2 rRNA genes are annotated in these 5,549 nt (G+C 55.4%); both read right to left on the reverse strand.

Features of this window, described 5'->3' with window-relative positions:
* Positions 1-25 precede the first annotated feature (25 nt).
* A 23S ribosomal RNA gene (locus tag UG56_RS27190) occupies positions 26-3,116 on the reverse strand.
* A 470-nt stretch (positions 3,117-3,586) separates the two neighbouring features.
* Positions 3,587-5,100, reverse strand: a 16S ribosomal RNA gene (locus UG56_RS27195).
* Together the 16S and 23S rRNA genes form the textbook arrangement of a ribosomal RNA operon.
* Positions 5,101-5,549: the final 449 nt, after the last annotated feature.

Genomic DNA, 5,549 nt, shown 5'->3' on the forward strand with positions numbered 1-5,549 from the left:
TTGTTGTTTTTGTTGAGGGTTTATGAAAGATAAGCCCTCGGCCTATTAGTACCGGTCGGCTGGGCATCACTGCTGTACACCTCCGGCCTATCAACCCCATAGTCTGTAGGGGGCCTTAACCCATAAAGGGTGGGAAACCTCATCTTGAAACGTGCTTCCCGCTTAGATGCGTTCAGCGGTTATCACTTCCGAACGTAGCCAACCAGCCATGCACCTGGCGGTACAACTGGCACACCAGAGGTTCGTCCATCCCGGTCCTCTCGTACTAGGGACAGCCTTTCTCAAGTTTCCTACGCGCGCGGCGGATAGGGACCGAACTGTCTCACGACGTTCTAAACCCAGCTCGCGTGCCGCTTTAATGGGCGAACAGCCCAACCCTTGGGACCTACTCCAGCCCCAGGATGCGACGAGCCGACATCGAGGTGCCAAACCATCCCGTCGATATGGACTCTTGGGGAAGATCAGCCTGTTATCCCCGGGGTACCTTTTATCCGTTGAGTGACCACGCTTCCACATGCCGTGGCCAGATCACTAGTTCCGACTTTCGTCCCTGCTCGACATGTCTGTCTCACAGTCAAGCTCCCTTGTGCACTTACACTCGCCACCTGATTGCCAACCAGGCTGAGGGAACCTTTGAGCGCCTCCGTTACATTTTAGGAGGCAACCGCCCCAGTTAAACTACCCATCAGGCACTGTCCCTGAACCAGATCATGGTCCGAAGTTAGACATCTAGTACGACCAGAGTGGTATTTCAACGATGACTCCACACACACTGGCGTGTGCGCTTCACAGTCTCCCACCTATCCTACACAAGCCGAACCAAACACCAATACCAAACTATAGTAAAGGTCCCGGGGTCTTTCCGTCCTGCCGCGCGTAACGAGCATCTTTACTCGTAGTGCAATTTCGCCGAGTCCACGGTTGAGACAGCGCCCAAGTCGTTACTCCATTCGTGCAGGTCGGAACTTACCCGACAAGGAATTTCGCTACCTTAGGATGGTTATAGTTACCACCGCCGTTTACTGGGGCTTAAATTCTGAGCTTCGCACAAGTGCTAACCCGTCCTCTTAACCTTCCAGCACCGGGCAGGAGTCAGTCCGTATACATCGTCTTACAACTTCGCACGGACCTGTGTTTTTAGTAAACAGTCGCTTGGGCCTGGTCTCTGCGGCCCTTCACGCTTCCCCCAGCTAGTGGGTTCACGATCCGGGCCCCCCTTCTCCCGAAGTTACGGGGGCATTTTGCCGAGTTCCTTAACCATGGTTCGCTCGATCGCCTCGGTATTCTCTACCTGATCACCTGAGTCGGTTTGGGGTACGGGCGGCTCATGACTCGCTAGAGGTTTTTCTCGACAGCATAGGATCATCGACTTCACCAAACGGCTCCCCATCACATCTCAGACATACAGAGCCCGGATTTGCCTAGACTCAGTCCTACATGCTTGGCCGGCGACAACCATCGCGCCGGTTCGACTACCTTCCTGCGTCACCCCATCACTTGACTACTACACACTCGGGTCCCATGTTCCACACACGCGCCTCACCCCGAAGGGATCGGTCACACATGCTTCAGATGGTTAGCATCATGCGCCTCATCATGGGCGTCATTTCGCCGGTACGGGAATATCAACCCGTTGTCCATCGACTACGCCTGTCGGCCTCGCCTTAGGTCCCGACTTACCCAGGGCAGATTAGCTTGACCCTGGAACCCTTGATCAATCGGCGGATGTGTTTCTCACACATCATTCGCTACTCATGCCTGCATTCTCACTCGCGTACCGTCCACCGCTGGATCACTCCGCTGCTTCACCCGATACACGACGCTCCCCTACCCACCCCGGAAAACCGGAGTGCCATAGCTTCGGCGGATAACTTGAGCCCCGCTACATTGTCGGCGCGGAATCACTTGACCAGTGAGCTATTACGCACTCTTTCAAGGGTGGCTGCTTCCAAGCCAACCTCCTGGTTGTCACTGCGACTCCACATCCTTTTCCACTTAGTTACCGCTTAGGGGCCTTAGCTGATGGTCTGGGCTGTTTCCCTCTCGACAATGGAGCTTATCCCCCACTGTCTCACTGCTGCGCTCTCACTTACCGGCATTCGGAGTTTGGCTAACGTCAGTAACCTGGTCGGGCCCATCGGCTATCCAGTGCTCTACCTCCGGCAAGAAACACACAACGCTGCACCTAAATGCATTTCGGGGAGAACCAGCTATCACGAAGTTTGATTGGCCTTTCACCCCTAACCACAGGTCATCCCCTCCATTTTCAACTGAAGTGGGTTCGGTCCTCCACGCCGTCTTACCGGCGCTTCAACCTGCCCATGGCTAGATCACTTCGCTTCGGGTCTAGAGCGCGCGACTCAATCGCCCTATTAGGACTCGCTTTCGCTACGGCTACCCCACACGGGTTAACCTTGCCACACACCGCTAACTCGCAGGCTCATTCTTCAAAAGGCACGCCATCACCCCCACTGCCAAAAGGCCGGCCGGGCTCTGACGGATTGTAGGCACACGGTTTCAGGTACTATTTCACTCCCCGCCAGGGGTACTTTTCACCTTTCCCTCACGGTACTGGTCCGCTATCGGTCATCAAGAAGTATTTAGGCTTAGCGGGTGGTCCCGCCAGATTCACACGACATTCCACGAGTGCCGTCCTACTTGGGAAGTACATCAACCCAGCCAAACACATACGATTACGGGGCTATCACCCGCTACGGCCCAGCTTCCCAACTGGTTCACCTTCATGCTTGGTTTCTTACTGAGCTCACCGCCGGCAGACGATGAAAGACATATCCCACAACCCCAACTACGCAACGACTGCCGTCTATCACACGCAGTTGGTTTGGCCTCATCCGATTTCGCTCGCCACTACTCTCGGAATCACTATTGTTTTCTCTTCCTACGGGTACTGAGATGTTTCACTTCCCCGCGTTCCCTCCACACGCCCTATAGATTCAGGCGCAGGTAACACGACATGACTCGTGCTGGGTTTCCCCATTCGGACACCCCCGGATCAACGCTCGGTTGCCAACTCCCCAGGGCTTATCGCAGGCTCCAACGTCCTTCTTCGGCTCTTGATGCCAAGGCATCCACCATGTGCCCTTCATAGCTTATCTCTCACAAACACTCAACAAAAACAACAAACACAACAACATCACGTTGTCGAGCCTGTCATGCGCTACGAAGACCAACACACACCCACACTCACGAACCAAGGCTCACAAGTGCCTACAAGGTGTGTGCATTCTTATTAAACAAGATGCTCGCGTCCACTATCCAACTATCAACTCCAACGCTTACTCAGCGCCGGCCAGCCCGCACAACCCCATCCAGCACCCATACCGGGCTCCTTCAGACGAAGGGGGCAGAGAGACAATCACGTGTGTGATTCCTCAGGGCCCAACAGTGTGTCAAGACCAGACCAGGACCAGGAGACTTCAGGTTCCACGCCCACCTCCGAAGAGGAGGGCAGTACTGAGAAGCACACCCGGCAACCAGCCGGTGTTTCATCGACGATTCCACTAGCGAGTAGCACCATCACCACACAACCTTGTGCCGTGTGAATTCATGGCCACTTACTCCTTAGAAAGGAGGTGATCCAGCCGCACCTTCCGGTACGGCTACCTTGTTACGACTTCGTCCCAATCGCCAGCCCCACCTTCGACAGCTCCCCCCACAAGGGTTGGGCCACTGGCTTCGGGTGTTGCCGACTTTCGTGACGTGACGGGCGGTGTGTACAAGGCCCGGGAACGTATTCACCGCAGCGTTGCTGATCTGCGATTACTAGCGACTCCGACTTCATGGGGTCGAGTTGCAGACCCCAATCCGAACTGAGACCGGCTTTTTGGGATTCGCTCACCCTCGCGGGATCGCAGCCCTTTGTACCGGCCATTGTAGCATGCGTGAAGCCCTGGACATAAGGGGCATGATGACTTGACGTCATCCCCACCTTCCTCCGAGTTGACCCCGGCAGTCTCCTATGAGTCCCCAACCGAATTGCTGGCAACATAGGACGAGGGTTGCGCTCGTTGCGGGACTTAACCCAACATCTCACGACACGAGCTGACGACAGCCATGCACCACCTGTACACCGACTAAAAGGGGCCGTATCTCTACGGCTTTCCGGTGTATGTCAAACCCAGGTAAGGTTCTTCGCGTTGCATCGAATTAATCCGCATGCTCCGCCGCTTGTGCGGGCCCCCGTCAATTCCTTTGAGTTTTAGCCTTGCGGCCGTACTCCCCAGGCGGGGCGCTTAATGCGTTAGCTGCGGCACGGAACCCGTGGAATGGATCCCACACCTAGCGCCCAACGTTTACGGTGTGGACTACCAGGGTATCTAATCCTGTTCGCTCCCCACACTTTCGCTCCTCAGCGTCAGGATACTCCCAGAGAACCGCCTTCGCCACCGGTGTTCCTCCTGATATCTGCGCATTTCACCGCTACACCAGGAATTCCATTCTCCCCTGAGTACCTCTAGTCTGCCCGTATCGGAAGCAGGCCAGGTGTTAAGCACCTGGTTTTCACTCCCGACGCGACAGACCGCCTACGAGCCCTTTACGCCCAATAATTCCGGACAACGCTCGGACCCTACGTATTACCGCGGCTGCTGGCACGTAGTTGGCCGGTCCTTCTTCTGCACATACCGTCACTTGCGCTTCGTCTGTGCTGAAAGAGGTTTACAACCCGAAGGCCGTCATCCCTCACGCGGCGTTGCTGGATCAGGCTTCCGCCCATTGTCCAATATTCCCCACTGCTGCCTCCCGTAGGAGTCTGGGCCGTGTCTCAGTCCCAGTGTGGCCGGTCACCCTCTCAGGCCGGCTACCCGTCGAAGCCTTGGTGAGCCATTACCTCACCAACAAGCTGATAGGCCGCGAGCACATCCCAGGCCGAAAAACTTTCCACAACCAGATCATGCAATCGGTTGTCGTATCCGGTATTAATCACCGTTTCCGGTGGCTATCCCAGAGCCTGGGGCAGATTACTCACGTGTTACTCACCCGTTCGCCGCTCGAGTACCCCGAAGGGCCTTTCCGCTCGACTTGCATGTGTTAAGCACGCCGCCAGCGTTCGTCCTGAGCCAGGATCAAACTCTCCGTTGAAAAACAACACCAGAACATCTCACGATGCCTGGAAAAAGAGATGCCCTGACAGGAGACACTGACATGTTCCAATCCACAAGGACTGGATAATTGCCAGAATCAATTGTCAAAGAAACCATCAACCAACATCCCCTTGGGATGTAGGTCGACGGGGCATAACAAACTAATTCGTCGACTATGACACACTGTTGAGTTCTCAAGAATCACACGCACACCGGTAGATCTCAGACTCTCGTCCCAGCCAGTCCGGTGACTGCTTTATTCGCTTTATGTCTTGCTTTGTTCTTCGTGCTGAACCCTACCAGAGCCTCTTTCGCTTCAGCAATTCGGCGCTTTCGCGTTTCCTTGCCAGCTCCAGACCCTTGATCCGGTTCCGCCTCGCAGACTTTATCAGAGCCACTCTCGCTTCTCCAACTCGGCGCTATTCGCGCTTCCCGCCAGATCAGCAG

The organism is Nocardioides luteus (assembly GCF_000960475.2).
Lineage (GTDB): Bacteria > Actinomycetota > Actinomycetes > Propionibacteriales > Nocardioidaceae > Nocardioides > Nocardioides luteus_A.